This is a genomic window from Leifsonia soli (assembly GCF_013408745.1).
Lineage (GTDB): Bacteria > Actinomycetota > Actinomycetes > Actinomycetales > Microbacteriaceae > Leifsonia > Leifsonia soli.
On sequence record NZ_JACCBJ010000001.1, the window covers coordinates 507,628 to 532,331 of the forward strand.

General features: G+C 71.7%; 25 protein-coding genes. 17 read left to right on the forward strand and 8 right to left on the reverse strand.

Annotation, left to right across the window (positions count from 1 at the left end; translation table 11 throughout):
• The first annotated feature begins 95 nt into the window (after positions 1-95).
• The 4 genes from pdxR (at position 96) to rpsO (ending at position 3,390) form a co-directional block, all read left to right on the forward strand.
• Positions 96-1,538, forward strand: coding sequence for a MocR-like pyridoxine biosynthesis transcription factor PdxR (gene pdxR, locus BJ963_RS02500; protein ID WP_484497032.1), 1,443 nt, complete (start codon positions 96-98; stop codon positions 1,536-1,538).
• A gap of 7 nt (positions 1,539-1,545) precedes the next feature.
• The gene (locus BJ963_RS02505) at positions 1,546-2,142 is read left to right on the forward strand and encodes an acyl-CoA-like ligand-binding transcription factor (RefSeq protein WP_179454380.1); all 597 of its coding nucleotides are present in this window, start codon (positions 1,546-1,548) and stop codon (positions 2,140-2,142) included.
• A gap of 77 nt (positions 2,143-2,219) precedes the next feature.
• Positions 2,220-2,987: a VOC family protein gene (locus tag BJ963_RS02510; protein ID WP_179454382.1), complete on the forward strand. Its 768-nt coding sequence runs from the start codon at positions 2,220-2,222 to the stop codon at positions 2,985-2,987.
• Positions 2,988-3,120: 133 nt separating this feature from the next.
• Positions 3,121-3,390, forward strand: coding sequence for a 30S ribosomal protein S15 (gene rpsO / locus BJ963_RS02515; protein ID WP_018190446.1), 270 nt, complete (start codon positions 3,121-3,123; stop codon positions 3,388-3,390).
• 99 nt (positions 3,391-3,489) lie between these two features.
• Here the strand turns inward: rpsO and BJ963_RS02520 are convergent, their stop codons facing one another.
• Entirely contained in the window at positions 3,490-3,657 is a 168-nt protein-coding gene (locus BJ963_RS02520; RefSeq protein ID WP_179454384.1) for a hypothetical protein, read from the reverse strand.
• 77 nt (positions 3,658-3,734) lie between these two features.
• Positions 3,735-4,928, reverse strand: coding sequence for a low temperature requirement protein A (locus BJ963_RS02525; protein ID WP_246297975.1), 1,194 nt, complete (start codon positions 4,926-4,928; stop codon positions 3,735-3,737).
• Between the two features lie 18 nt (positions 4,929-4,946).
• Between BJ963_RS02525 and BJ963_RS02530 the strand changes: the two genes are divergently transcribed.
• The 3 genes from BJ963_RS02530 to BJ963_RS02540 all read left to right on the forward strand — a co-directional run bounded on the left by BJ963_RS02530 (position 4,947) and on the right by BJ963_RS02540 (position 8,748).
• Positions 4,947-5,381, forward strand: a complete 435-nt coding sequence (locus BJ963_RS02530; RefSeq protein ID WP_179454388.1) for a VanZ family protein — start codon at positions 4,947-4,949, stop codon at positions 5,379-5,381.
• Positions 5,378-6,136 (forward strand): fructosamine kinase family protein, encoded by a 759-nt coding sequence (locus BJ963_RS02535; protein WP_179458003.1) that lies wholly within the window; start codon positions 5,378-5,380, stop codon positions 6,134-6,136. Before BJ963_RS02530 ends, BJ963_RS02535 begins: the two co-directional genes overlap by 4 nt.
• A 323-nt stretch (positions 6,137-6,459) precedes the next feature.
• On the forward strand, positions 6,460-8,748 hold the full coding sequence (locus tag BJ963_RS02540; protein ID WP_179454390.1) for a polyribonucleotide nucleotidyltransferase: 2,289 nt from the start codon (positions 6,460-6,462) through the stop codon (positions 8,746-8,748).
• A gap of 191 nt (positions 8,749-8,939) precedes the next feature.
• On the opposite strand, the gene BJ963_RS02545 is transcribed toward BJ963_RS02540, so the two are convergent.
• Positions 8,940-9,404: an Lrp/AsnC family transcriptional regulator gene (locus BJ963_RS02545; protein ID WP_089912319.1), complete on the reverse strand. Its 465-nt coding sequence runs from the start codon at positions 9,402-9,404 to the stop codon at positions 8,940-8,942.
• Between the two features lie 184 nt (positions 9,405-9,588).
• Between BJ963_RS02545 and pdhA the strand changes: the two genes are divergently transcribed.
• Genes pdhA through BJ963_RS02560 form a run of 3 tightly spaced genes read left to right on the forward strand, consistent with a single transcriptional unit; the run spans position 9,589 to position 13,132 of the window.
• Positions 9,589-10,764, forward strand: a complete 1,176-nt coding sequence (pdhA, locus tag BJ963_RS02550; protein WP_179454392.1) for a pyruvate dehydrogenase (acetyl-transferring) E1 component subunit alpha — start codon at positions 9,589-9,591, stop codon at positions 10,762-10,764.
• Complete coding sequence (locus BJ963_RS02555) at positions 10,761-11,771, forward strand: alpha-ketoacid dehydrogenase subunit beta (protein WP_179454394.1); 1,011 nt, start codon at positions 10,761-10,763, stop codon at positions 11,769-11,771. The genes pdhA and BJ963_RS02555 overlap by 4 nt, the downstream gene beginning before the upstream one ends.
• Positions 11,771-13,132, forward strand: a complete 1,362-nt coding sequence (locus BJ963_RS02560; protein ID WP_179454396.1) for a dihydrolipoamide acetyltransferase family protein — start codon at positions 11,771-11,773, stop codon at positions 13,130-13,132. Before BJ963_RS02555 ends, BJ963_RS02560 begins: the two co-directional genes overlap by 1 nt.
• Before the next feature lie 86 nt (positions 13,133-13,218).
• Here the strand turns inward: BJ963_RS02560 and dapD are convergent, their stop codons facing one another.
• Positions 13,219-14,229, reverse strand: a complete 1,011-nt coding sequence (gene dapD, locus BJ963_RS02565) for a 2,3,4,5-tetrahydropyridine-2,6-dicarboxylate N-succinyltransferase (RefSeq protein WP_179454398.1) — start codon at positions 14,227-14,229, stop codon at positions 13,219-13,221.
• 17 nt (positions 14,230-14,246) lie between these two features.
• Between dapD and dapE the strand changes: the two genes are divergently transcribed.
• The 3 genes from dapE to BJ963_RS02580 all read left to right on the forward strand — a co-directional run bounded on the left by dapE (position 14,247) and on the right by BJ963_RS02580 (position 16,820).
• A complete protein-coding gene (gene dapE / locus BJ963_RS02570) occupies positions 14,247-15,344 on the forward strand; it encodes a succinyl-diaminopimelate desuccinylase (RefSeq protein WP_179454400.1) in 1,098 nt (365 codons plus the stop codon).
• Positions 15,313-16,578: a hypothetical protein gene (locus BJ963_RS02575; RefSeq protein ID WP_179454402.1), complete on the forward strand. Its 1,266-nt coding sequence runs from the start codon at positions 15,313-15,315 to the stop codon at positions 16,576-16,578. Before dapE ends, BJ963_RS02575 begins: the two co-directional genes overlap by 32 nt.
• Positions 16,579-16,646: 68 nt before the next feature.
• Positions 16,647-16,820 (forward strand): DUF3117 domain-containing protein, encoded by a 174-nt coding sequence (locus BJ963_RS02580; protein WP_018190460.1) that lies wholly within the window; start codon positions 16,647-16,649, stop codon positions 16,818-16,820.
• A 64-nt stretch (positions 16,821-16,884) separates the two neighbouring features.
• Here the strand turns inward: BJ963_RS02580 and BJ963_RS02585 are convergent, their stop codons facing one another.
• Complete coding sequence (locus BJ963_RS02585) at positions 16,885-17,517, reverse strand: class I SAM-dependent methyltransferase (protein WP_179454404.1); 633 nt, start codon at positions 17,515-17,517, stop codon at positions 16,885-16,887.
• 97 nt (positions 17,518-17,614) lie between these two features.
• On the opposite strand from BJ963_RS02585, the gene BJ963_RS02590 reads away from it, so the two are divergent.
• From BJ963_RS02590 to BJ963_RS02600, 3 genes are read left to right on the forward strand one after another with little or no spacing between them, the layout of a single operon-like run.
• Entirely contained in the window at positions 17,615-17,977 is a 363-nt protein-coding gene (locus BJ963_RS02590) for a twin-arginine translocase TatA/TatE family subunit (RefSeq protein ID WP_179454406.1), read from the forward strand.
• A gap of 46 nt (positions 17,978-18,023) precedes the next feature.
• A complete protein-coding gene (locus BJ963_RS02595; protein WP_179454408.1) occupies positions 18,024-19,397 on the forward strand; it encodes an MFS transporter in 1,374 nt (457 codons plus the stop codon).
• Positions 19,384-20,883, forward strand: coding sequence for a pyridoxal phosphate-dependent decarboxylase family protein (locus tag BJ963_RS02600; protein ID WP_179454411.1), 1,500 nt, complete (start codon positions 19,384-19,386; stop codon positions 20,881-20,883). The genes BJ963_RS02595 and BJ963_RS02600 overlap by 14 nt, the downstream gene beginning before the upstream one ends.
• A 91-nt stretch (positions 20,884-20,974) precedes the next feature.
• On the opposite strand, the gene BJ963_RS02605 is transcribed toward BJ963_RS02600, so the two are convergent.
• The 3 genes from BJ963_RS02605 to BJ963_RS02615 are packed head-to-tail and all read right to left on the reverse strand — an operon-like array spanning position 20,975 to position 23,958.
• Positions 20,975-22,135 (reverse strand): P-loop NTPase, encoded by a 1,161-nt coding sequence (locus BJ963_RS02605; RefSeq protein WP_179454413.1) that lies wholly within the window; start codon positions 22,133-22,135, stop codon positions 20,975-20,977.
• Positions 22,128-22,649: a DUF1003 domain-containing protein gene (locus BJ963_RS02610; protein ID WP_089912281.1), complete on the reverse strand. Its 522-nt coding sequence runs from the start codon at positions 22,647-22,649 to the stop codon at positions 22,128-22,130. Before BJ963_RS02610 ends, BJ963_RS02605 begins: the two co-directional genes overlap by 8 nt.
• Positions 22,636-23,958 (reverse strand): magnesium transporter MgtE N-terminal domain-containing protein, encoded by a 1,323-nt coding sequence (locus BJ963_RS02615; protein ID WP_179454415.1) that lies wholly within the window; start codon positions 23,956-23,958, stop codon positions 22,636-22,638. The genes BJ963_RS02610 and BJ963_RS02615 overlap by 14 nt, the downstream gene beginning before the upstream one ends.
• A 77-nt stretch (positions 23,959-24,035) precedes the next feature.
• On the opposite strand from BJ963_RS02615, the gene BJ963_RS02620 reads away from it, so the two are divergent.
• On the forward strand, positions 24,036-24,683 hold the full coding sequence (locus BJ963_RS02620) for a YflT domain-containing protein (protein WP_179454417.1): 648 nt from the start codon (positions 24,036-24,038) through the stop codon (positions 24,681-24,683).
• Positions 24,684-24,704: the final 21 nt, after the last annotated feature.

Consider the following 24,704-nt stretch of genomic DNA (forward strand, 5'->3'; position numbering starts at 1 on the left):
TTCCGATCGATTCCGATCAGGCCATTCGTCGAGCCCCGGAGGGCATCCTGGAACTGCATGTCGCGATCGGCGGGCGGGGCGACCGCGCGGACCGCATCTACCGCCAGCTGCGCGACGCGGTCGTGGACGGCCGGCTGCGCCGCGGAGAGAAACTGCCGGCGACGCGCGAGCTCGCCGAGCGGCTCCAGGTCTCCCGCTCGACCGTCGCGACCGCGTACGAACGGCTGACCGCCGAGGGGTACCTGGCCGCGCGGGTGGGTGCCGGGACATTCGTCGCCTACACCGGTGCGCCGGGAGGCGCGGGGGCCGCATCCCGCCGCTCTCCGTCCGGGGTCGCCCGGCCCGGCGCCACCCGGCCCGGCGCCGCCCGGCCGAACGCGACCTGGAGCTACCTCGACGACCCGCTGTGGACCGAGCCGCGCCCGATCGCCTACGACTTCAGCGTCGGGGCGCCCGATCCCGCCCTCTTCCCGCTGGAGACCTGGCGCCCCTACGTCACGGCCGAGCTCCGCGGCGGCTTCGCGCGCTCGGCCCTCTACGCCGACCCGGGCGGCGTCGAGCGGCTGCGCGAGGGGATCGCGCGCCACCTCGCCCTCGCGCGGTCGGTGGACGCCGGGCCGGGCGACGTGCTGGTGACCAACGGCGCCCAGCAGGCGTTCGACCTGCTCGCCCGGGTGCTGCTGACCCCGGGCGACACCGTGGTCGTCGAGGACCCCGGCTATCCGCCCGTCCGCCAGCTGTTCGAGACGACGGGGGCCCTCGTCGTCCCGGTGCCGGTCGACGAGTTCGGGCTCCGCGTCGACCTGCTTCCGCCGGCGCGGCTGCTGTACGTGACGCCGTCGCACCAGTTCCCGCTCGGCGGTGTGCTCCCGCTCGAGCGTCGGGTCGCCCTGCTGGAGTGGGCGGCCCGCAACGACGCCGTCGTCATCGAGGACGACTACGACAGCGAGTACCGGTTCGGTGCGCGGCCGCTCGACCCGTTGCAGCGACTGGATGCGGACGGCCGCGTCGTCTACGTCGGCACGTTCTCCAAGACGATGGCACCGGCGCTGCGGCTTGGCTTCGTCGTCGCGCCGCCGAGCCTCCTGCCCGCGCTGCGGCACGCGAAACGGCTGAGCGACTGGCACAACGACGTGGTCACGCAACGGGCGATGGCGCGATTCCTCGACTCGGGCGGGTTCGCGCGGCACGTCCGGTCGGCGACCCGCGTCTACGAGCAGCGGCATGCGGAGCTGGTCCGTGCCGCGGGGGAGCTGCTGCCGGGCCTCCGCCTCGTCCCGTCCGTCGCCGGCCTCCATCTCGCGCTGCTCGCGGACGGCGCGGACGGCGACATCGACGGCCGCCGCGTCGCCGATCGGGCCGCGGTCGCCGGCGTCGCGGTGCAGCCGGTGTCGCGGTTCCGCGTCGGCGCCGGGCCGGACGGCCTGCTGCTCGGCTTCGGCGGCATCCCGGCCGAGCAGATCCCGGACGGGCTGCGCACGCTCGCGCAGGCCGTGGAGCGCGTGCGGGCCTCGTCGCCGGGCGAAGCGGTGCCATGATCGGAGCATGACCTCGCCCGATGCGCCACCGCCGCGCCGTCGCGGACGCCCGGCCGATGTCGATCCAGAGTCGGTGGCCCTCCTGGCGCTCCGCCGCTTCGACGAGCACGGGTACGAGCAGACGACGATGGACGACATCGCGCGGCTCGCCGGCATCGGGCGGAGGACGCTGTTCCGCTACTTCCCGAGCAAGCCCGACCTGGTCTGGGGCGGTGTCGAACCGGTGGTCGGTCGGATGCGCGCGGTGCTCGACGCCGCGGGGGACGACGAGCCGCTGCGCGAGGTGCTCGCGCGCGCGGCGACCGAGTCGCTGACGCTGACGCCGGAGGCGGAGGAGGCCACGCGGCGCCGCATGGCGCTCATGGGGACGCATCCCGCCCTGGTCGGGTTCGGCCTCACCGCCATCGCCGCGAACCGCGGCATCCTCGTCGGCTTCCTCGCCCGCCGCCTCGGGGCCGACCCCGACGCACTGCGCGTGCAGGTGCTCGCGGACGCGATCGGCTCGGCCGACTTCTCCGCGCTGCTGTGGTGGGCGCGCCACGACGACGGACCGCCCGGGCCGGTCGTGGTCGCCGCGATGGACGAGGTGCTGCGCGGCGTCTGAGCCGCATCCTGCTGTTCGGCCGCACCGCGTCCGATCCGCTCTCGCCGCCCTGGGCGGCGGCGAGTAGCGTGAGGCCCATGCCGATCGAAGACGTATTCCCGCAGGGCACGCCGGTCTGGGTCGACCTCCAGAGCCCGGACCAGCCCGCCGCCGCCACCTACTACCGGTCGCTGTTCGGCTGGGACGTCTCTGCCCCGTCGGCCGAGTCCGGCGGGTTCTCGCTCGCCCGCACCCGCGGCGTCCCTGTCGCCGCGCTGGGACCGCTGCCGTCGGACGATGTCCCGACGATGTGGACGGTCTACTTCTCCGTCGACGACCTGACCGCAGCGGCGGAGACGGTCACCACTGCGGGAGGGACGGTGCTGCTGGAGCCGGGCGAGCCGGTCGCCGGCATCCGGCTCGCCATCGTCTCCGACCCGGCCGGCGCTGTGTTCGGTCTCTGGCAGCGGAAGGAGCAGGGCGACCCCTGGCTGCGCGACGAGCCCGGCGCGGTGGACTGGCTGGAGCTGGTGGCCGCCGATCCGGCGTCGACGTTCCCGTTCTACGAGTCGGTGCTCGGCGTCGGCATCAGCGAGATGCGGGTGGGCGACGAGCCCTACGGGCTCTTCGACGTCGGCGAGACCAGCGTTGCGGGGGCCTACCGGTCGGACGGCGCCGAACCCGCGCACTGGCTCGTCTATTTCAACGTCGCCGACCTGGATGCGGCGATCGTGCGCGCGACGGAGCTCGGCGGCACGCTGCGCACCGAGCCGCTCTCCGCTCCCGGTGTCGGCCGGTGGGCCGAGATCGTCGATCCGCAGGGCGCCGGATTCGCCCTCCTCGAGCCGGAACCCGAGCCCTCCTGAGGAGCGGCCGCGGGGCGGGGATGCTCTGGATGCTCTGGTAGACTCTTCCAGTTGCCGTCTAACGGCCGCGGATCAAGAGAGCCCAGGCATACGGCCCCGGGCACCGCGCAACGAGCAGAAAGGGGATCCCTCTATGGCGCTGGATGCAGACACCAAGAAGGCGATCATCGAAGAGTACGCGACCCACCCCGGTGACACCGGATCCCCCGAGGTCCAGGTCGCGATCCTGACCAAGCGGATCAAGGATCTCACCGAGCACCTCAAGGAGCACAAGCACGACCACCACTCGCGTCGTGGCCTGCTCCTCCTGGTCGGTCAGCGTCGCCGTCTCCTCGGCTACCTGTCGGACATCGACATCAACCGCTACCGATCGCTGATCGAGCGCCTCGGTCTTCGTCGATAACCGCAGCCGGAAGCCGGCGTCTTCGACAGACACCGCGAACTTCTTCACAACGGGCCGTCACCTTCGGGTGGCGGCCCGTTCTGCGTGTGGTCGTACGGGTCAGCGGTGCTCGGGGTCCGCTCCCGGCCGGACCTTCGCGTCATCGCGCACGTCGATCCGGCGACGGCCCTCCGAGCCTTCGCTGACCTCGATGCGCGGGTCGGCATCGCTCTCGTCGGCGGCGGGAGCGGTCGTCAGCTGGTCGGCGCGTTCGTCTCGGTGGCTCATCCCACGACTCTCCCGCGCCGCTCCCTCACCCGCAAGGCCCCCTCCAGGCCGAAGATTTGCGCCAAATATGCCGACGTTCAGTCGCGGGGTTCGGGAGGTGTGCGCGCGGCGAGCGAACGGTCCAGGAGGGTGAACGCGACGAGCGCGGCGGCGACGAGCGCGATCCCGATCGTCACTCCGACCAGGCCGATCGCCGGCGACGCCAGCGGCAGGAGCAGCACGAGCGCGATCGCGACGAACGTCTTCAGCGGCCGGATGACCACCTCCGGCACCAGGGGAGCGTGCAGCACGTAGAGCATCAGCAGGAACACGGCGACGGGGACAGCGATGGCGTACTCGACCGCGGTGTTCGACGCCTCCGAGTGCGCCGCGCCGGCCTGCACCGCCACCTCCAGCCCGGCACCGAGGGCCGCCAGCGACGCGAACACGAAGTAGTGGCCGTAGCCCCAGTAGAACGAGCGGTTGCGGTGCGAGCGCAGCCCCTCGCCCGCCGGCTCCAGGAAGTACAGCCACCACAGGGCGAACAGCAGCACGAGCGCCGCCACCGCTATCCACACCAGCGCCGCGGAGAAGCCGGACTGGGCGAGCGCGTTCTGCACCCCGATCGCCGAGGCCGACACCGACTCGCCGAGCACGATGATCGTGAACAGCCCGTACCGCTCGGCGATGTGGTGCGGATGCCAGCTCGTCATCCCGGGGCGCTCCGCCCACAGCGGCACTGCCAGTTCGAGCAGCGCGCCGAGCACGAACGTCGCGACCGCGAGCTGGCTCGGCAGGAAGCCCCAGGCCACCCACAGCACCTGCACCGCCGAGACGCCCACCGCGTAGCGGATCGCGGTCTTCCGGCCCTCCGGAAACTCGACGGCCGCCCGCACCCATTGCGCGACCAGCGCGAAGCGCATGATCAGGTAGCCGACGATGATGGCCGTGAAGTTCTCGTGCTCGAACGCCGCGGGGACGCCGGCCGCGAGCACCAGGACTCCGCCCATCTGCACGAGGGTCATCAGCCGGTAGGGCACGTCGTCGGTGTCGTAGGCCGAGGCGAACCAGGTGAAATTCATCCACGCCCACCAGATGGCGAAGAACACCATCAGGTAGAACGGCAGGTGGGCGAGGATTGTCCCCGTCTCGCCCGCGTGCGCCAGCTGCCCGGCCACCTGAGCGATGGCGACGACGAAGGTCAGGTCGAACAGCAGCTCGAGCGGGCTGGACACCCGGTGTCGTTCGTCGGTGGAGCGGCCGGTCATCCGGATGCGGAAGGCACTGGTCATGTGCGCCAGCATAGGAGGATGCGCCGCCGTCCCGTGCTCCCCGCCGTGATCGCCGTCTACCTGGCGGCCGTCGCGTGGATCACGCTGAACCCGGCGCCGGGGAACCCCGCAGGCAACCCCCTCCTGCGGTCTCTGCTGCGGGCGGTGTCGGCGGTTCCCGGCCTCGGCTGGGTGGACTACGCGGCGGCGGAGTTCTCGGCCAATGTGCTGATGTTCGTGCCGATGGGTCTGCTGTTCACGCTCCTGCTCGGCCGCTGGCGCTGGTGGCTGGCGGTGACGATCGGCATCGGAGCCACCCTCATCATCGAGTTCGTCCAGCTGTTCCTCCCGGCACGGTTCAGCGACCCGAGCGACCTGCTCGCGAACACGCTCGGGACGCTCGTGGGCGTCGGGATCGCGTTCCTCCTTCCCGCAGCCAGGGACGGACGTAGGGTGGCCGCGTGGAGACGGTGACGAAGGAGCGGGCGGACGCGCCCGCCGGATTCTTCGAGGCGGAGGCCGCCGGGCTCCGCTGGCTCGGGGAGCCGGAGACGTCCGGGGGAGCGCGCGTGGTGCGCGTCGCGTCGGTTCGCCCCGGGCGGATCGAGCTGGAGCGGATCCGCGAGACACGGGCGAGCGCGGAGGCCGCCCGCGCCTTCGGTGCGGCGCTCGCCGTGACGCACGCGGCCGGTGCTCCCGCGTTCGGCGCGCCGCCGGACGGCTGGGACGGCCCGCTCTTCATCGGCAAGCGCCCCCTCCGGATCGCGCACGAGGCGAGCTGGGGCCGGTTCTACGCTCGCGACCGGGTGCGGCCGTACCTCGAGATCGCGGTGGATGCGGGGAGCGTCACCGCCGACCAGCTGCCGGTGATCCGGGAGGCCGTCGATCGCGTGGAGTCGGGGGAGTTCGACGACGACGAGCCGCCTGCGCGCATCCACGGCGGCCTGTGGACCGGCAACCTGCTCTGGGACGCCCGCGGCGGCGTGCTGATCGACCCGGCGGCGCACGGCGGTCACCGCGAGACCGACCTCGCGATGCTCGCCCTCTTCGGCGCTCCGCACCTCGACGAGCTCGTCGCCGGCTACGACGCCGCCCGGCCGCTGCGCCCGGGGTGGCGCGACCGCGTCCCACTCCACCAGCTGCACCCGCTGGCCGTGCACGCCGCCAGCTACGGGCCGTCGTACGGCCGGGCGCTCACCGACGCGGCGCGCGCGACGCTCGCGCTCTGAGCGCGCCGGGAGGGCGCACCGCTCTCTCACGGCTCCCGACTGATAGGATGCTGGTGGTCGGCCGAACGCCGTCCATCCAACTCAATACCGAGAAGGAACCCGGAGCAGGCTGGCAGGAGCTGGTCCTCGGTGGTGGTATCCGGATGCGGTGGCAGCGAGAGCGGCCCGCAACCGTGTATTTCTACTGATGGCCAGACGGGCTCAGCCCACGCGACCCGCATGGGATGCCGCGTACACGCGAAGTGTCGAACTGCCTGTTCCTGCTCCTTGAATGAAGTCGCGTCCACACGGGACAGCGACGTTAAACAAAGGAGACAGACCTCTTGGAAGGTCCTGAGATCAAATTCGCCGAAGCCGTTCTCGACAACGGCCGTTTCGGCACCCGCACCGTCCGGTTCGAGACCGGACGCCTCGCCCAGCAGGCGCAGGGCGCCGTCGCCGCCTACCTCGACGAGGAGACCATGCTGCTGAGCGCGACGAGCGCCAGCAAGCACCCGAAGGACAACTTCGACTTCTTCCCGCTGACCGTCGACGTCGAGGAGCGCTCGTACGCCGCCGGCAAGATCCCCGGCTCGTTCTTCCGGCGCGAGGGCCGCCCCTCCACCGAGGCGATCCTGGTGTGCCGTCTGATCGACCGGCCGCTGCGCCCGTCGTTCGTCGAGGGCCTCCGCAACGAGGTGCAGATCGTCATCACCGTCCTGAGCATCGCTCCGGACGAGTTCTACGACGCGCTCGCCATCAACGCGGCCAGCGCCTCCACGCAGATCTCCGGTCTGCCGTTCTCCGGTCCGATCGCCGGTGTGCGCCTCGCGCTCATCCCCGGCAACGGCACCCACGAGGACCAGTGGATCGCGTTCCCGAAGGCCGAGCAGCTGAAGGAGGCCGTGTTCGACCTCATCGTCGCCGGCCGCGTCCTCACCAACGAGGACGGCTCCGAGGGCGACGTCGCGATCATGATGGTCGAGGCGGAGGCCACCGAGAACAGCTGGAACCTCATCCAGGGTGGAGCGGTCAAGCCGAACGAGGAGATCGTCGCGCAGGGCCTCGAGGCGGCCAAGCCGTTCATCCGCCAGCTCGTCGGCGCTCAGAACGTCATCGCCGAGCAGGCCGCGAAGGCGATCGCCGAGTACCCGGTGTTCCTGCCCTACTCGAGGGAGACCTACGACAACGTCGCCGGCCTCGCCTACGACGAGCTCGTGAACGTCTACCAGATCGCCGACAAGATCGAGCGCCAGAACGCCGACGACGCCCTCAAGGAGCGCGTCAAGGTCGCCCTCACCGAGAAGGTGGAGGCCGGTGTGCTCCCCGCCGAGGTGCTGACGCAGTTCTCGGCCGCCTACAAGTCGGTCTCGAAGGTCGTCATGCGCGGCCGCGTGCTGCGCGAGGGCATCCGCATCGACGGCCGTGGCCTCACCGACATCCGTCCGCTCGACGCCGAGGTGCAGGTCATCCCGCGCGTCCACGGCTCGGCGATCTTCCAGCGCGGCGAGACCCAGATCCTGGGCGTCACCACGCTGAACATGCTCAAGATGGAGCAGCAGATCGACTCGCTCTCGCCGGTGACGCACAAGCGCTACCTGCACCACTACAACTTCCCGCCCTACTCGACCGGTGAGACCGGCCGCGTCGGGTCGCCGAAGCGTCGCGAGATCGGGCACGGCTTCCTGGCCGAGCGCGCCCTCGTGCCGGTGCTGCCGAGCCGCGAGGAGTTCCCGTACGCGATCCGTCAGGTGTCCGAGGCCCTCGGGTCCAACGGCTCCACCTCGATGGGCTCCGTCTGCGCCTCCACCCTGTCGCTGCTGAACGCCGGTGTGCCGCTGCGCGCCCCGGTCGCGGGCATCGCGATGGGCCTGATCTCCGACGTCGTCGACGGTGAGACCCGCTACGCGGCCCTCACCGACATCCTGGGCGCGGAGGACGCGCTCGGCGACATGGACTTCAAGGTCGCGGGCACCAGCGAGTTCGTCACCGCGATCCAGCTCGACACGAAGCTCGACGGCATCCCGTCGTCGGTGCTCGCCGGCGCGCTGAAGCAGGCGAAGGACGCCCGCACCACCATCCTGAGCGTGCTCAACGCCGCCATCGACCGTCCGGACGAGATGGCCCCGACCGCGCCCCGCGTGATCTCGGTCCAGATCCCGGTCGACAAGATCGGCGAGCTGATCGGCCCGAAGGGCAAGACGATCAACGGCATCCAGGACGAGACCGGCGCCGAGATCTCCATCGAGGAGGACGGCACCGTCTACATCGGCGCCACCGACGGCCCCTCGGCCGAGGCGGCCCGTGCCCAGGTCAACGCGATCGCGAACCCCACCAACCCGGAGGTCGGCGAGCAGTTCCTCGGAACCGTCGTCAAGATCGCCGCGTTCGGTGCGTTCGTCTCGCTGCTCCCGGGCAAGGACGGCCTGCTGCACATCTCCGAGGTCCGCAAGCTCGCCGGTGGCAAGCGCGTGGAGAACGTCGAGGATGTGCTCTCGGTCGGACAGAAGGTCCTGGTCGAGATCACCAAGATCGACGACCGCGGAAAGCTGTCGCTCGCCCCGGTGATCGCGGAGGAGTCCGCTGAGGCCCCCGCCGAGGACGCCCCCGTCGAGGCTCCCGCGGAGGCGTAAGCACCCGCACCTCACCGAAGGCCGCGCCGACCCTGTCGGCGTGGCCTTCGTGCGTCCCGGCGCCCTGATCCGCTCCGCCCCGTCCCACACCAACAGCTCCTGAGTTTTTCGCCCCCGGTGCGGCGCGTCGGCCCGAAAAACTCAGGAGCTGGTGGTGTGGGAGCCGGCGGTGGGGGAGCCGGCGGCGGGGATCAGGCGTCGCGGGTGAGCAGTGGACGGAGGCGGTAGGGGATGAGCTCGCCCATGTCGAGGGAGGTCTCCGCGCGGTCGACGCCCTCTGTCGACTGGATGATGCCGGTGATGCGGAAGAGGTCCTCCGCGTCGACGCAGACCACCCGCAGCAGTAGGTCGGACGGCCCGGAGAGTCCGTGCGCCTGCACGATCTCGGGGATGGCGGCGAGGCTCTCCACGACAGCCGCCAGCCGCTGCTGCCGCACATGCACGTTCACAAAGGCAGCAAGCGGGTACCCGGCGACCCGGGCGGAGATGCGCCGCTCGAACGACAGGAACGCGCCGCTGCGCTCCAGCTCGGCGACGCGCGCTTGTACCGTGTTGCGGCTGAGTCCCAACCGGTCGGCGAGCGACACGTTCGTCGACCGCGGGTCGTCCGCGAGGGCCAGGAGGATGCGGCGGTCGGTGTTGTCGAAGCTGCGCATAGTGTGAAACCTAGCAGGGCTGCACCCGCCTGAACAGTGCATCCTGCATGGTCGACACGCCGATGGTTGTGCGCGCTGATCCCGCAGCGTAGCCTTCCCTCTAATTCCGGCGAAGGGGCCGGAAGCCGGTCGTGCGCGCCACAAGCTGCGTCGGCCGGGCGCGAGAGTGAAGGTTGCGTGAACCGTGACGATCGACAATCAGCCCGCCACCCGCCGGGGCGGCTCCCACACGGACCTCGGTGCCATCGACGAGCTCCGGCTCGGCGACGCAGGACTCGGCGACCTCGGCCTCGTCCGCCTCCTCGACGCCCACGGCGTCCGTCACGAGGACGACCGGTACGACGCCTGGGTCTCGGACATCGGCACGGACCAGCTGCTCGCGCTCTACGAGGACATGCAGGTCATCCGGCGCATCGACGCCGAGGCGACCGCGCTCCAGCGTCAGGGCGAACTCGGACTCTGGCCGCCGCTCCTCGGCCAGGAGGCCGCCCAGATCGGGTCGGGACGCGCTCTGCGCGCCGACGACTTCGTCTTCTCCAGCTACCGCGAGCACGGCGTCGCCTACTGCCGGGGCGCCGGTCTCGTCGACCTGCTGCGCGTCTGGCGCGGCACCACCCAGAGCGGCTGGAACCCCTACGACATCAACATGGCCACCCCGCAGGTCATCATCGGCGCGCAGACCCTCCATGCGACGGGATACGCCCTCGGCATCCAGGCGGACGGCACGGACGCCGTGGCGGTCGCCTACTTCGGCGACGGCGCCACCAGCGAGGGGGATGTGAACGAGGCCCTGATCTTCGCGGCGACGTACGCGGCCCCGGTGATCTTCTTCTGCCAGAACAACCAGTACGCGATCTCCGAGCCGGTGTCGCTGCAGGCGCAGCGCCCGATCGCCGACCGCGCGCCCGGCTTCGGCGTGCCGAGCATCCGCGTCGACGGCAACGATGTCCTCGCGGTGCTGGCGGTCACCCGGGCCGCCCTGGACCGTGCCCGCACGGGAGGCGGCCCGACCTTCATCGAGGCGGTGACCTACCGCATGGGCCCGCACACGACCGCGGACGACCCGACCCGTTACCGCGACGCCGCCGAGCTCGACGAGTGGCGCGGCAAGGACCCGCTTGCCCGGGTGGAGGCGTTCCTCGACGCACAGGGCGCCCTGACCGAGGAGCGCAGGCAGGCGGTCGCCGCGAAGGCGGACGCCGTCGCCGCCGAGATGCGGGCGGGCATCACCACGCTCGCCGATCCCGACCCGCTCACGGTCTTCGACAACGTGTACGCCGAGCCGCACACCGGTCTCTCGCGCCAGCGCGACCACTACTCGCGCTACCTGCGCACCTTCGTGGGGAGCGACGGACGATGACCTCCCTGAGCATGGCCAAGGCCATCAATGCCGGCCTCCGGCGCGCGCTGGCCGCCGACGACCACGTCGTCCTGATGGGCGAGGACATCGGCACGCTCGGCGGCGTCTTCCGCGTCACGGACGGCCTGCAGACCGAGTTCGGGCCGCGCCGGGTGATGGACTCGCCCCTGGCCGAGTCCGGCATCGTCGGCACGGCGGTCGGAATGGCGTACCGCGGATACCGTCCGGTGGTCGAGATCCAGTTCGACGGCTTCATCTATCCGGCTTTCGACCAGATCGTCAACCAGGTGGCGCGCATGCACTACCGGACGCAGGGGGCGGTGCGGATGCCGATCGTCATCCGCGTGCCGTTCGCAGGCGGCATCGGGTCGGCCGAGCACCACTCCGACTCGCCGGAGGCGTACTTCGCGCACACCGCCGGGCTGCGGGTGGTCAGTCCGTCCGATCCGCAGGACGCCTTCACGCTCATCCAGCAGGCCATCGCATCCGACGACCCCGTGCTGTTCTTCGAGCCGAAGCGCCGCTACCACGCCAAGGGCGAGGTGGACGAGGACGCTCCGCTCGCGGACGCGCGCCCGATGGGAACCGCACGGGTGCTGACGCAGGGGACCGACGTGACCCTGGTCACCTACGGCGGTCTGGTGCAGCTGGCGCGGGACGCCGCCGTGGCCGCGGGCGATGACGGCGTCTCGGTGGAGGTCGTCGACCTGCGCTCGCTGTCGCCGCTCGACCTGGACACGGTCGTCGCCTCGGTCAAGCGCACCGGCCGCCTCGTCGTCACGCACGAGGCGGCCCTCTCCGGCGGCCTGGCCGCCGAGATCTCGGCGTCGATCACGGAGCGCTGCTTCTACCACCTGGAGCACGCGCCGGTGCGCGTGACCGGCCACGACATCCCGTACCCGCCCGCCCGGCTGGAGTCGGCGCACCTGCCCGACCTCGACCGCATCCTGGACGGGATCGACCGTGCCATGGACCGGCCGAACTCGCTGAGCGGAGTGGAGGACTGATGGCCGTCCGCGAGTTCGCGCTGCCCGACCTCGGCGAGGGTCTGACCGAGTCGGAGCTGGTCGCGTGGAAGGTCGCCGTCGGCGACACCGTGCAGCTCAACCAGATCATCGCTGAGGTGGAGACGGCCAAGGCGCTCGTCGAGCTGCCGGCGCCGTACGACGGACGCGTCGCTCGGCTGTTCGTCGAGCCGGGCGTGACGGTCGCCGTCGGGGAGCCGCTCGTCGCCTTCGAGGTGGATGCGGAGGAGGGGGCAGCCGATGCTCCGGTCGCGCCTGCGGCGCCTGACGCGGCTGGTGCTTTCGCCCCGTCCGCGGGCGGCCTGTCGGCGGACGGACGCGAGCCGACGCTGGTGGGCTACGGCGCCCGGCCGGAGTCGGGTGCGCGCCCGGCGCGGCGGGCCCGGCCGGGGCTGGCCGCAACGGCTCCCGCGCCCGTGGCTCCTGTGACAGCCGCGCCGTCCGCACCGTCAACCACGGCCACTGCGCTCGCGGAGCGCCCGCGCGCGACGCCGCCGGTGCGGAAGTTCGCGCGCGAGCTCGGGGTCGACCTCGCCTCCGTGGCCGGGTCCGGCGACCGCGGGCTGATCACGCGCGGTGACGTCCAGCTGTACGTCGACCAGCACACGACGGATTCAGCGGGGCCGACGGTGGAGGCCGGGTCGCGCGAGAAGCGCATCCCGATCCGCGGCGTGCGCAAGGCGACCGCCGACGCGATGGTCCGCAGCGCGTTCGGCGCACCGCAGGCGACCGTCTTCCTGACGGTGGACGTGACGCCGACGATGGAGCTGATCGCCCGGCTGCGGGAGCGGGCCGAGCATACCGAGGCGCGCCCCGGGCTGCTCTCCGTCGTCGCCAAGGCGCTGCTGCTCGCGGTGCGACGTACTCCGGAGGTCAACTCCCGCTGGGACGATGCGGCCAACGAGATCGTGGAGGCGGAGTACGTGCACCTCGGCATCGCGGCGGCGACCCCGCGCGGGCTCATGGTCCCGGTCATCCGCGACGCCGACCGTATGACCCTGGGCGATGTGTCCGGCGCGATCCGCAGCCTCGCCGAGACCGCGCGGGCGGGACGGACCGCCCCGGCGGACCTCACCGGCGGCACGATCACGATCACCAACGTCGGCGTGTTCGGGGTGGATGCGGGAACGCCCATCCTCACGCCCGGCGAGGCGGCGATCCTCGCGGTCGGCGCGGTGCGTCGTCAGCCGTGGGAGCACGACGGCGGTATCGCGCTCCGTCAGGTGCTCACGCTCGCCCTGACGTTCGACCACCGGATCGTGGACGGAGAGCAGGCCTCCCGCTTCCTCGCCGACATCGGCCGCATCCTGGCCGACCCCGCCTCCGTCCTCACCCTCGTCTGACCGCCCACCGTCGAGTCCGCAAACTTTGCACGCCAGGGGCCGTGCAAACGTGCAAAGTTTGCGGACTCGACGGTGGGGAGGCGGGGTCAGGCGTGCAGGGCGGCGTTGAGGGTGACGCCGGTGCCGGCGCGGCGGAGCACCTCGACGGCGCCCGTGAGAGAGTTGCGGCGGAACAGCAGCCCGGGCTGGCCGGACAGCTCGGCGGCCTTGACGGTACGGGGGCGGCCGTCGGCGGTCGGCGCGTCGCCGACGAGCACGACCTTGGTCCCCGCGGTCACGTACAGGCCCGCCTCGACGACCGAGTCGTCGCCGATCGAGATGCCGATGCCCGAGTTGGCGCCGAGCAGCGCCCGCTCGCCGATCGAGACGCGGTGCGTCCCGCCGCCGGACAGCGTCCCCATGATGGATGCGCCGCCGCCGATGTCCGAGCCGTCTCCGACGACGACCCCCTGCGAGACGCGGCCTTCGACCATCGACGAGCCGAGCGTGCCGGCGTTGAAGTTGACGAATCCCTCGTGCATCACGGTCGTGCCGGGGGCGAGGTGCGCACCGAGGCGCACACGCGACGCGTCGGCGATGCGCACGCGATCCGGTGTCACGTAATCGAGCAGCCGCGGGAACTTGTCGATGCCCGCCACCTGGATGCCCGCCCGCTGCAGACGCGGACGGAGCCGGTCGAGGTCGGCCGGGTTCACCGGCCCGGCGTTCGTCCAGGCGACGGTGGGCAGGTGCGCGAACACGCCGTCGAGGTTGAGGCCGTTGGGCTGTACGAGCAGGTGCGACAGCAGGTGCAGGCGCAGGTAGGCGTCCGGCGTGGAGGCGGGAGGCGCATCCAGCTCGATCTCGACGGTCACGATATCGACGCGCACCGCGCGACGCGGATCGTCGCCCGCCAGCTCCTCGAGCTCGGCCGGGGCGATCCAGCGGTCGCGGCCGGCGGGAAGCCTGCCGAGCTGCGGCTCCGGGAACCAGGTGTCGAGCACGGTGCCGTCGGCGGACACCGTCGCGAGTCCGTACCCCCAGGCCGAACGGAGATCGGCCGAACGGACATCGGCGGAACGGGGCACGGCGGCATTTTCAGGCACGGCAGAGGGCATGCCCCTAGGTTAGTAGAGTGCAGATCAGCAGCGTCCCCCTCGACCTGACCGCTTCGTCCATCGACCTCACGCGTCAGCTGTGCGACATCGAGTCCGTCTCCGGAGACGAGCGGACGCTCGCCGACGCGATCGAGTCCGCTCTCGCCGAGCTGCCGCATCTGGAGGTCATCCGCGACGGCGACGCGATCGTCGCGCGCACGAACCTGGGGCGCGGCCGGCGCGCGCTCATCGCCGGCCACATCGACACCGTCCCGCTCAACGACAACCTGCCGACCCGGTTCGAGGAGCACGACGGCATCCGCTACCTCTGGGGCCGCGGCACCGTGGACATGAAGGCCGGCGTCGCTGTGCAGCTGAAGCTCGCCGCCGAGCTGACCGACCCCTCCGTCGACGTCACGTGGATGTGGTACGACCACGAGGAGGTCAACGCCGAGCTGAACGGCCTCGGCCGCCTGGCCCGCAACCGTCCCGACCTGTTCGTCGGCGACTTCGGCATCCTGGGCGAGCCGAGCAACGGCGTCGTGGAGGGCGGCTGCAACGGCAACCTCCGTGTCGAGGTGCGCACGTACGGCCTGCGCGCCCACTCGGCGCGCGGCTGGGTGGGCGACAACGCCATCCACAAGGCGGCTCCGATCCTCGACATCCTCGCCGGATACCAGGCGCGCGAAGTCGAGGTCGACGGGCTCGTCTACAAGGAGGGGCTCAACGCGGTCGGCATCTCCGGGGGAGTGGCCGGCAACATCATCCCCGACGAGTGCATGGTGCACATCAACTACCGGTTCGCTCCGTCGCGCTCGTCGCAGGAGGCCATCGTGCACATGCACGAGCTGTTCGGCGACTACGAGATCACCGTCGTCGACCGGGCCGACGGCGCCCGACCCGGCCTGGATGCGCCGCTCGCGCAGGAGTTCGTCGCCGCGGTCGGCGGTGTGGCGAAGCCGAAGTACGGGTGGACGGACGTGGCCCGCTTCAGCGCCATGGGCATCCCCGCGGTCAACTACGGCCCGGGCGATCCGCTGAAGGCCCACGCCGACGACGAGCGCGTCGACGTCGAGCAGATCATCGCGGTCGAGGAGGGGCTGCGTGCCTGGCTCACCGGCAGCGGCGCCCGCTGACTCCAGCGCGCTGCGGGATGCTCCGGGCGGCCGGGCGGCCGTCCGCGGGCGCTGGTGGACGCTGTGGTGGGTGCAGGTCCTGCTCGTCTATCTGGGTGCGCGTGCGGTCACGACCGTCATCCTGCTGAGCTTCGCCGCCGCAGAGGGCGCGAACGCCTGGACGAGCGCGTCGCCCGACTACTTCTCCTTCGCCAACCTCTGGGACGGGCGCTGGTACGAGATTGTCGCCGGCTCCGGGTACCCCGCAGCGCTGCCGACGAGCGACGGCGTGCACGTGAGCGAGAACGCGTGGGCGTTCCTGCCCGGCTACCCGGGACTGGTCGACGTCGTCATGTTCCTGACCCGGCTGCCCTGGCCGATCGCGGCGGTGCTGGTGTCGTTCGCGGCGGGCGCCGGGGCCGCGCTGGTCTTCTCCCGGCTGATGCGCCGCGTGGGGCTGGGCGCATCCACGAGTCTGTTCGCCGTCGTCCTGTTCTGTGTCGCGCCGGTCTCCCCGCTGTTCCAGGTCGCGTACGCCGAGTCGCTGTACATCCTGCTGCTCGCGACCGCCCTGCTCCTGCTCGTCGAGCGCCGGTACGGCTGGCTGTTCCCCGTCGTGCTCGCGATGGCGTTCACCCGCCCGTCGGGCCTCGCGTTCGCGCTCGCGGTCGCGCTGCACGTCGGCTACCGGTGGCTGCGACGGCGAGAGGACCCGTTCCCCGTCCGCGAGCGCGTGCTCAGCGTGGCGCTCGCCGTCTTCAGCGGGCTCGCCGGGCTCGCCTGGCCGGCCATCGCCGCCATCGGGACAGGATCGCTCACCGCGTACACGGACACAGAGCTCGCCTGGCGCTCCGCCTACATCGGGTACACCCATCTGGTGCCGTTCGCGCCCTGGTTCCAGGGGGCCGACTGGTGGGCGAGCGCGATGCTCGGCATCCCCGGCTGGGTGGGCATGGTCGCGCTGGTCGTCATCGTTGCGCTGTTCGGCATCCTGCTGTTCTCCCCGGCGGTGCGGAGACTCGGGGTCGACCTGCGGTTCTGGGTCGCCGCCTACTCGCTCTACCTCCTCGCCGTGTTCTTCCCGCAGTCGAGCACCTTCCGGCTGCTGATGCCGCTCTTCCCGCTGCTGGGCGCGCTCGCCCTGCCGCGCAGCAGGGTCTACCGGGTGGCGATCGTCGCGCTGTTCATCGCCCTCCAGGTCGGCTGGGTCGCCGTCTGCTGGTACATCGACGGATACGATTGGTCACCTCCCTGATCCCTCCGATTTCCGCACGTCGGCAACGATGTCGGATAATAGGAGGACATCCACGAAAGGGGAGCTGCATGGCGGCCATGAAGCCGAGGACCGGGGACGGGCCGATGGAGGCTGTGAAGGAGGGACGGCTCATCATCGTGCGTGTGCCGCTCGAGGGTGGGGGACGATTGGTGGTCTCCGTCAACGATGCGGAAGCCAAAGAGCTCCACGATGCGCTTGCGAGCGTGGTGACCTCCGCCTGACCAACGCTGTAACGAGAAGGGCCCCGATCTCATCGATCGGGGCCCTTCTCGCATGCTCGGGCGCCTAGGGCGCGAGCTTGGTGATCTGCAGCAGGCCTTCGCCGGCCGGCGACAGGGCGCTGATGACCGCGCCGGACGCCGAGGTCTCGGTGATGAGCGTGCGGAAGCCGGTGGCGATCTCGTCGCGCGCGGCCGGGTCGGCGACGCGCCCGCGCCAGAGCGCCCGGGCGACGAGCACCGTGCCGCCGGGTCGCACGAGCCGAAGTCCGTGCTCGACGTACTCGATGACCGACTGCGGGTCGGCGTCGATGAAGACGATGTCGTAGGAGTTCTCGTTCATCCGCGGCAGCACCTCGAGTGCCCGGCCGGGGATGAGGCGCACCCGGTTCGACGGCAGCCCGGCCTCGGTGAAGAACGCGCGGGCGTGCTGCTGGTACTCGACCTCGACGTCGATGGAGGTGAGCTGTGCATCCGTTCCGCCCGTGAGCAGCCACAGGCCGGAGACGCCGACGCCGGTTCCGATCTCGACCACGTTCTCGGCGCGCGTCGCTGCGACGACGACGGCCGCCTGAGCGCCGGTCGCGGGCGAGATCGGTTCGATGCCCAGTTCGAGCGACTGCTGCCGTGCCCGGGCGATCACGTCGCTCTCGACGACGATGTCGTCGGCGAATCTCCAGTTCGAGTCCTTGTCTGACACAGCTCTCCCGTCGATCGGCCTCGGGCGCGGGCCTCTTCTCAGGATACGGCGGGCTCATGCGGCATCCGTGCAGGCACCGCCGCGATACCCTGGAAACGTGTTCGGGCTGACCTTCGACAAGCTGCTGATCGTGGCGGTGATCGCGGCGTTCGTCATCGGCCCGGAACGTCTGCCCGCCTACGCCGCGAAGCTCGGTCAGCTGGTGCGGTCGCTTCGGGATTTCGCCAACGGCGCGAAGGACCGGATGCGCGATGAGATGGGCCCCGAGTTCGACGAGGTCGACTGGAAGAAGCTCGACCCCCGCCAGTACGACCCGCGCCGCATCATCCGCGAGGCGCTGCTCGAGGACGGCCCGGAGGCCACCGGCGCGATCAAGCCGGTGACGCAGTCCGCCTACGCCCAGCGGAAGATGCCGCTGACGGCCGGAGCGATCCCGCCGTACGACACCGAGTCCACCTGACGCGGCGCGGCGGGCTGCGCGGGCGCGCATCCACTACGCTGCGGACATGATCGCAACGGAGCAGTCGCTGAGCAGAGCGACCGTCGCGCGGTACGCCGTCGGCTCGCTCGGCACGGGCGGCTTCGCCACTTTGCCCGGGCTGGTGCTCGTCTACTACCTGACCGACTCGCTGGGCGTCGCCGCGCTCGTCGCGGGCGTCGTCGTGACGGTGGCCAAGGTGTGGGACGTGGTCATCGACCCGGTGATCGGAGCCAGGAGCGACCGGATGCTCGCGGTGCGCGGCTCCCGCCGGCCGATGATGTTGCTCGGCGCGCTGGCCCTGCCGGTGTTCTTCCTCCTCACCTTCGCCGTCCCGCCCGGGACGCCCACCGCGGCGGCCGCCGTATGGGTGCTGCTCGCGTTCGTGCTGACGGCGACGGCGTTCAGCCTGTTCCAGGTGCCGTACATCGCGCTCCCGGCGGAGCTCGCGTCCGGCTACGACCAGCGCACGCGCCTGCTGACCTGGCGGGTGGTGGTGCTGACCTTCGCCATCCTGCTGTTCGGCGCGGGCGGCCCCGCGCTGCGGTCGCTCGGCGGAGGGAACACGTTCGCCGGGTACGTCCTCATGGCCCTGGTCGCCGGGGTGGCGATCGGCGCCGGGATGCTCGTGTCCGCGTTCGTCGCACCGCGCGGTCTGCCCGCGGGCGCGTCGCTGCCGCGTGAGAGCATGATCGCGACGGTCCGGGCGAACTACGCGGCCGGGATGCGCGTGCTGCGCGACAGCCAGCCGTTCCGCGCTCTGCTGCTGACCTTCCTGCTCCAGGGACTGGCCACCGGCCTGATGCTCGCCGGGGCCAACTACGTCGCGACCTGGGTGCTGCACTCGGAGGACGCCGTGACCTTCCTGTTCGTGGCGCTCATCGGTCCCGCCCTCATCGTGACGCCGCTGTGGGGCGTCGTAGCGCGCCGCATCGGCAAGGAGCGCGGGTTCGTGATCGCGAGCCTGGTGTTCGGGCTGGCGGCCCTGTCCATGTTCGCGCTGCTGTGGGCGCCCGGCGCCTGGGTCTACGCGCCCGTCGCCCTGGCCGGCGCCGGGTACGCGGGCATGCAGTCCCTGCCGATGGCCATGCTCCCCGACGTGATCTCGCACGACGCCCGCCGCAACGGCGAAGGCCGCGCCGGCACGTTCGGCGGCATGTGGACGGCGGGGGAGACCACCGGGATGGCCCTCGGCGCGACCGCGCTGAGCATCGTGCTGGCCCTGAGCGGGTACGTCTCGCGCAGCGCGGCGGTGGCCGAGGCGGGGGCATCGCAGCCGTCCAGCGCCGTCGCCGGGATCGTCCTGACCTTCAGCCTGGTTCCCGCGATCATCATCGCGATCAGCCTGGTGCCGCTGGCGCGGTACCGGCTCCGGAAGGGAGACATCGATGGCGTCGTTTGATGCTGCGGCCATCCTCGGCCGCCTCGCCGCCCTGCGCGAGGCGGACGCGCCGACGCACGGCGGGCGGGTGCTGAGCTACGTCTACGACTCCGGGATGCCGGAGATCGACGAGCTGGCGGCGGAGGCCATGCGGCTGGTGCAGCCGGTGAACGGGCTGGACCCGACCACGTTCACGTCGGTCGCCGTGATGGAGCGCGAGGTCGTCGGGTTCGCGCGCGAGCTGCTGCACGGCGGCGACGACGTGGTCGGCTCGGTGACCTCGGGAGGGACGGAGTCATGCCTCCTCGCGGTGAAGACCGCCCGCGATGTCTGGCGGGCCGCCGGAGGCACGGGGACGCCGCGCCTGCTCGCGCCGGTGACCGCGCATGCCGCGTTCCAGAAGGCCGCGGCGCTGTTCGACCTGACGCTGGACCTCGTGCCGGTGGACCCCCGGACCGGGCGGCTGGACGTCTCCCGTCTGATCGAGCGCATCGGCCCGGATGTCGCCCTGGTCGTGGTCTCGGCGCCGTCGTACCCGTACGCGACGCTCGACCCGATCGAAGTGGTCGCGGCGGCCTGCGAGGACGCGGGCGTGGCCTGTCACGTGGACGCGTGCATCGGCGGCTGGATCCTGCCGTTCTGGCGGGCGGCGGACGGCTCGGCGCTCCCGGCGTGGGACTTCCGGGTGCCCGGCGTGACGAGCGTCTCGGCCGACCTCCACAAGTACGGGTACGCCCCGAAGGGCGCCAGCGTGCTGCTCCAGCGGGGGAGGGACCGGCAGCGGCGGCAGTACTTCGCGACGACGGGCTGGCCGGGCTACCCGGTCGTCAACTCCACGCTGCTCGGGTCGAAGTCGGCCGGGTCGCTCGCGGCGTCGTGGGCCATCATCCAGGCGCTCGGAGCCCGCGGGTTCGCGCGTCTCGCCGAGTCGTGCCGCCGGGCCACCCGCGGGCTGCAGGACATCGTCGGCGACATCGAGGGGCTGCGGGTGCTCGGCGACCCGACCGGTCCGCTGCTCGCCGTCACGACCGACGAGTCGCTGCCGTCCGAGCGTCGCATCGACCCGCACCACTGGGCGGACCGAGTCCGCCGCCGCGGCTGGGTGCTGCAGCTGCAGCCCGGACTGGTGCAGCCGGACGGCACCCGCCTGCCGCACACGACGCACCTCACGATCACCCCGGTGACGGAGGGACGGATCGACGAGCTGGAGGCCGCTCTGCGCGGCGCGGCGGACGAGGCGCGCGGCGTCCCCCCGGTCGACGCGGATGCGGTGCTCGCATCCCTGCCCGGCGACCTGCTCGCGGGGCTCGCGGCCGGCGACGTCGAGCTCGATTCGGCGACGGCCGCGCAGCTCCTCGCCTCGATCGGTCTCGCGGGAGGCGCGACCCCCGGCCTGCCCGACGATCAGGCGCCGCTGCTCGCGCTCGTCTCGGCTCTCCCGCGCCCGATCACGGAGCGCCTCCTCACCGAGCTCCTCGCCCGCGCCGTCGAACCCCCCGACGCCTGACCCGCCTCCCCGCCGTCGAGTCCGCAAACTTTGCACGCTGTGGGCGCGTTGGGCGTGCAAAGATTGCGGACTCGACGGCGGGGGGCCGGGGTCAGCGGACGGAGAGGCCGAGCTTGCGGCCGGCGAGGCCGCGGGAGCGGGTGGCCAGGCGGTCCGCGACGGCGCGGATCGCGGCGGCAGCGGGATCGGCGGGATCGGTCACCACGATGGGCGCGCCGGTGTCGCCCCCGGCCCGCAGCGGGATGCTGAGCGGAACGCTCGCGAGCAGCGGCACCTCGTCCTCCTGCCCGGACGAGAGCCGGCGCGCCACCTCGGCTCCGCCGCCCGAGCCGAACAGATCGAGCACGCTGCCGTCCGGCTGCACGAGCCCGGCCATGTTCTCGATCACCCCGATGACCCGCTGGCCGGTCTGCCGGGCGACGACGCCGCTGCGCTCCGCCACGTCCGCCGCGGCCGGCTGCGGTGTCGTCACCACGAGCACCTCCGCGCCGGGCAGCAGCTGACCGACCGAGATCGCGACGTCGCCCGTTCCCGGGGGCAGGTCGAGCAGGAGGACGTCCAGATCGCCGAAGTAGACGTCCGAGAGGAACTGCTGGATGGTCCGGTGCAGCATCGGCCCGCGCCAGGCGACGGCCGCTGAGGCCGAGTCGACGAACATTCCGATCGAGACGACCTTCACGCCGTAGGCGACCGGAGGAAGGATCATGTCGTCGACGCGCGTGGGCCGCGGTGCGACGCCGTTCTCGTCCGTCAGCCCGAGGATGCCGGGGATGGAGAAGCCGTGGACGTCCGCATCCACGATCCCGACTCGCAGCCCGCGCTCCGCCAGCGCGACGGCCAGGTTCGCCGTGACGGTCGACTTGCCGACGCCGCCCTTGCCGCTGGTGACCGCGTACACGCGGGTCAGCGACTCGGGGCCGAACTGCTGGCCGCGCACCGGCCGGCCGGCGCGCAGCCGGTCGGTCAGGGCGCGGCGCTCCGCGGGGGTCATCACGGAGACGTCGACGGCGACCTCGGTCACGCCCGGGACCGCGGCGGTCGCAGCGCGCACATCCCGCTCGATCGCGTCGGCCGCCGGGCAGCCGACGATGGTCAGCTTGATGCCGACCTCGGCACGACCCCGCGCATCCACCGCGACGCCGCCCACCATGTCGAGCTCGGTGATCGGCTTGCGGATCTCGGGGTCGAGCACCGCGCCGAGCGCGCTCCGGACGGCGCCCGCGAGGTCGACGACTCCGTCGGGCTCAGGCACGGGCCTGCTCGCCGTCGCCCGCGTCGCCCCTCTCGAGGTCTTCGAGCAGCGAACGGAGCTCGGCGCGGATGAAATCCTTCGTCGCCATGTCCTTCACCGCGAGCCGCAGCGCGACGACCTCGCGCGCCAGGTACTCGGTGTCGGCGAGGTTGCGCTCCGCGCGCTGCCGGTCCTGCTCGATCTGCACGCGGTCGCGGTCGTCCTGACGGTTCTGCGCGAGCAGGATGAGAGGAGCGGCGTACGAGGCCTGCAACGACAGCACCAGGGTCAGGGCGATGAAGCCGAGGGCGGCGGAGTCGAAACGCCAGGCGTTCGGCGCGAGCGTGTTCCAGCCCATCCACAGCACGACGAAGACCGTCAGCCCCAGCACGAACCAGGGCGTGCCCATGGCCCGTGCGATCCACTCGGTGAACCGGCCGAACCGGTCGCGCGACTCCACCGGGCTGCGTCGCAGCACCGGCGTCCGGAGTCCCTTCGGGGCGTCGAGCCCCGCGTCCTGCCTACCTCCTGCCACTTCCGCCCCTCCTTCCGTTCACGATGCGGATGCTTCCGGTCTCGTCGGACGGCGCCGTGCGTTTCACGGGCTCGTCCTCGTCTTGACTTCGCCAGTCGTCGGGGAGCAGATAGTCGAGGATGTCGTCGATGGTCACCACCCCGACGAGACGATGCTTGTCGTCGACCACGGGGACCGAGACGAGGTTGTAGGACGCGAGGATGCGCGACACCTCGGCGGCGGAGGTGTCGGCGGTGACCGGCTCGAGGCTCGGGTCGAGCAGGGTGCCGAGACGCACGTGAGGCGGGTAGCGCAGCATGCGCTGGAAGTGCACGACGCCGAGGAACCGGCCCGTCGGCGGCTCGTACGGCGGCAGGGTGACGCACACGGCGGCGCCGAGCGCCGGCGCGAGCTCGTGGCGGCGGATCAGGGCGAGGCCCTCCGCGACGGTGGCGTCCGCCGAGACGATGATGGGCTCGGTCGTCATCAGACCGCCCGCGGTGTCGGGGTTGTAGCTGAGGAGCATGCGGACGTCCTCCGCCTCCTCCGGCTCCATCAGCTCCAGCAGGTGCTCGCCGCGCTCGTCGGAGAGCTGCGCGATGAGGTCGGCGGCGTCGTCCGGCTCCATCTGGTCGAGCACGTCGGCCGCACGATCGTCGTTGAGCTGGGCGAGGATCTGCACCTGCTCGCTCTCGGGCATCTCTTCCAGCACGTCGGCGAGGCGGTCGTCCGGCAGCTCCTCCGCGACCTCCAGCATCCGCTGCTGGGGGAGGTCCAGGAGGGTGTTCGCGAGATCGGCGGGCTTCAGCTCCGAGTAGGTGGCGATGAGCTGCTCGGCGGACTGCGCCTCACCGAGCTTCTGCTTCTCGCGCACCTCGTTCCAGGTCACGAAGGTCGTCGCGCCCTTGGCGAAGGGAGAGCCGCCCGCCTTGGGCTTGCGGACGAACAGCTGGCTGACCGCCCAGTCGCCCGTCTCCGTCTCCTCGATCGCGACATCCTCGATGGTGGCCTCGCCGCCGCCGTCGGCGAAGACCACGCGGCGGCCGAGGAGCTCGGCGATCACGCGCACCTCGCCGCCGCGCTGCTCGAACCGGCGCATGTTGATGATGCCGTTGGTGATGATCTGCCCGCTGCCGATGCTGGTGACCCGCCCGATGGACAGGAACACGCGGCGCTTCCCGGGGATCTCGACGATCAGCCCGACGACGCGGGGCGGGTCGTTCTTGCGGTAGACGACCAGCACGTCTCTGACCTTGCCGACCCGGTCTCCGACGGGGTCGAACACGGTCGTCCCGGCCAGGCGGGCGACGAAGACTCTGGGCGAACTCACTCTATTAACCTAGCCCTCACAGGGGAACGACGGCTGTTTCCTGTGCCCTCCCGAAGCCTGGATGGAACAATGGGGGAATGAGCACACCGGGGCTGAACAACCAGCGCAACCGCATCCTCTTCCCGACCCTCCCGCGAGGCGAGGTCGTCGCCACCTTCGAGAGCTACCCCGAGGCGCAGCAGGCGGTCGACGTCCTGGCCCGCGCCGACTTCCCCGTGGACAAGGTCTCCATCGTCGGCAGCGACCTCAAGAGCGTCGAGCGCGTCACCGGAAAGCTGACCTGGGGACGCGTCGCGCTGGCGGGCGCTGCGTCCGGCGCGTGGCTCGGCATCTTCTTCGGACTGCTGCTCATCATCTTCTCGCCGTCGGTCAGCCTCGCGTTCGTGCTCGCCGCCCTGCTGCTCGGCGCCGGCTTCGGGATGCTGTGGGGCATCGTCTCGTACGCCATCAACCGGCGGAGGCGCGACTTCACGTCGATCCAGCAGGTGATCGCGACCAGCTACTCGGTGCTCGTCGACTCCGATCTCGGCAACCGCGCGCGCAACCTGCTGGCGAGCGGCGGAGCGGAGGAGCCTGCCCCCGCACCCGGCTGGACGCCGCCCGCGCAGCCGCAGCATCCGTCCGACCCGCCGCCCGCGCCGCCCGCGTCGGCGCCGCCCGCCGCTGCGCCGCCCGCGGCTGCGCCGCCCGCGGAGGGGGAGCGCCCGCCGGCACCTCCCGCGTGAGACGGAACGGCGCCGCCTCGG

Bases quoted from the DNA above. Each gene is read 5' to 3' on its own strand.
- BJ963_RS02595 (WP_179454408.1), top strand. From the start codon at position 18,024: ATGATCGCAACGGAGCAGTCGCTGAGCAGAGCGACCGTCGCGCGGTAC.
- BJ963_RS02600 (WP_179454411.1), top strand. From the start codon at position 19,384: ATGGCGTCGTTTGATGCTGCGGCCATCCTCGGCCGCCTCGCCGCCCTG.
- rpsO (WP_018190446.1), top strand. From the start codon at position 3,121: ATGGCGCTGGATGCAGACACCAAGAAGGCGATCATCGAAGAGTACGCG.
- BJ963_RS02510 (WP_179454382.1), top strand. From the start codon at position 2,220: ATGCCGATCGAAGACGTATTCCCGCAGGGCACGCCGGTCTGGGTCGAC.
- BJ963_RS02580 (WP_018190460.1), top strand. From the start codon at position 16,647: ATGGCGGCCATGAAGCCGAGGACCGGGGACGGGCCGATGGAGGCTGTG.
- dapD (WP_179454398.1), bottom strand. From the start codon at position 14,229: ATGCCCTCTGCCGTGCCTGAAAATGCCGCCGTGCCCCGTTCCGCCGAT.
- BJ963_RS02545 (WP_089912319.1), bottom strand. From the start codon at position 9,404: ATGCGCAGCTTCGACAACACCGACCGCCGCATCCTCCTGGCCCTCGCG.
- BJ963_RS02620 (WP_179454417.1), top strand. From the start codon at position 24,036: ATGAGCACACCGGGGCTGAACAACCAGCGCAACCGCATCCTCTTCCCG.
- BJ963_RS02520 (WP_179454384.1), bottom strand. From the start codon at position 3,657: ATGAGCCACCGAGACGAACGCGCCGACCAGCTGACGACCGCTCCCGCC.
- BJ963_RS02525 (WP_246297975.1), bottom strand. From the start codon at position 4,928: ATGACCAGTGCCTTCCGCATCCGGATGACCGGCCGCTCCACCGACGAA.
- BJ963_RS02505 (WP_179454380.1), top strand. From the start codon at position 1,546: ATGACCTCGCCCGATGCGCCACCGCCGCGCCGTCGCGGACGCCCGGCC.
- BJ963_RS02530 (WP_179454388.1), top strand. From the start codon at position 4,947: ATGCGCCGCCGTCCCGTGCTCCCCGCCGTGATCGCCGTCTACCTGGCG.
- BJ963_RS02555 (WP_179454394.1), top strand. From the start codon at position 10,761: ATGACCTCCCTGAGCATGGCCAAGGCCATCAATGCCGGCCTCCGGCGC.
- BJ963_RS02560 (WP_179454396.1), top strand. From the start codon at position 11,771: ATGGCCGTCCGCGAGTTCGCGCTGCCCGACCTCGGCGAGGGTCTGACC.